The following is a 1,375-nucleotide window of genomic DNA, read 5'->3' as shown; positions in this document are numbered from 1 at the left end:
TGATACGGGTTATGAAAGTGGCTGCACTATGGCGGCCATTATGAGCAACAATGATACGGATAAAGCAAAGATGTCCGCACAACAGAAAAAAGATTGCGATAACAACGACGATATATTTGCTTGCGGGTTATTTGCCTTATTTATGGAGGGAAAGGATAATAAAGAAGCGGCGAAATACTATAAAAAAGCTTGCGAGCTTGGCAAAAATATCTCGGATCCCGCATTGCAAAATAACCCTGCATTTAACGATGGGATAAGGCAATTTTGCAGCAGACCTGCTGAGCTTGAAGCGCAAAATTTAAGAGCTGTGCAGGACGTAATTAAAGCAAAAATCGCCGAAGAGTATAGAATATCTTGCGATTCTGAGGGGAACTGGGTATCTTGCGCGATATACGCCTCTAATATAGAGAGCGACGATCAAAGAGCGGCGATGAGATACTACGACAAGGCGTGCAAATTGGGCAAAAAAATCATAAGTATCGATTCTAACAAGATACTGCAAAAATCTTGCGAAAAAGCTGCCCGCTGAGGTGATTTTAAATTTATATGAGGAGTTGTAATGAAAAAGATAATTTTAACTTTAGTGCTGTTAGGCTATGCAGCGTTCGGCGGTTTTGGAACTAAAATAGATGAAATCATCTGCGAAGCAGGACACGCCGACTCCTGCGCCTCCGCCGCCGCATCGTATCTGAAAGAAGCCGAGCGATCAGATAATCTGACGCCCGAGATTAGTCTAGGCAAGGCTGCAGAATTCCTCGGCAAAGCTTGCGCAGGCAAGCATAAAGCAAGTTGCTTGCAGCTTGGCATGATGTATCAAGAGGGAAAGGGCGCCAAACAAGATATGGCGCAAGCTGTACAGCTTTATAAAAAGAGCTGCGATGGCATAGGCGGAGAATGGGAGGCTTGCGGATTGTATGCAGAGTATCAAATCGGCATAGAAGAAATGCAGGAGGCGGCACTCTATTACGAAAAAGCCTGCAGACTCGGCGACTGGGCGCGTCTTGGTACGACGGACGAAAAAGTAGGAGATATCGTAAATCATTTATGTGAAGCGTCCGAATCGCTAAAATCGTTCCGACCTAAAGAGTCTGCGGCGCAAAGGCTTCTACGCGATGCCGCACGACCTTAATTATGTGGCAAAGCTATAAAGTGAGTGCTTTTGCTAGGCGTAGTTTTCACAATATATCACTAGTCACCGCTTGCATAATCGTGAGTATTTTGGAATTTAACGGCGCAAATTTAAAGCCGCTTGATTAACTTCTGCGAAGCATTTGGCGAGATTATATTAAAACAAGAAGGAATGTATACTCGTGAAATTTAAATATGAGCGTCGGCGCAAAATAGCCGCGGAGTGGATCGGCTAGCTCCGCTAAAA

General features: G+C 44.5%; 1 protein-coding gene and 1 pseudogene. Both read left to right on the top strand.

Going from position 1 to position 1,375, the window contains the following annotated elements; genetic code table 11:
* Window positions 1-529, top strand: a pseudogene (locus Q0135_RS09500) (hypothetical protein); the annotation flags it as partial.
* Between the two features lie 30 nt (window positions 530-559).
* Entirely contained in the window at window positions 560-1,129 is a 570-nt protein-coding gene (locus tag Q0135_RS09495) for a hypothetical protein (protein WP_297990069.1), read from the top strand.
* Window positions 1,130-1,375 lie beyond the last annotated feature (246 nt).

It is taken from the genome of uncultured Campylobacter sp., assembly GCF_937981295.1.
Taxonomy (GTDB): domain Bacteria; phylum Campylobacterota; class Campylobacteria; order Campylobacterales; family Campylobacteraceae; genus Campylobacter_B.
The sequence above is the reverse complement of the archived record's forward strand: the minus strand, read 5'-3'. Positions and strand labels throughout refer to the sequence as shown.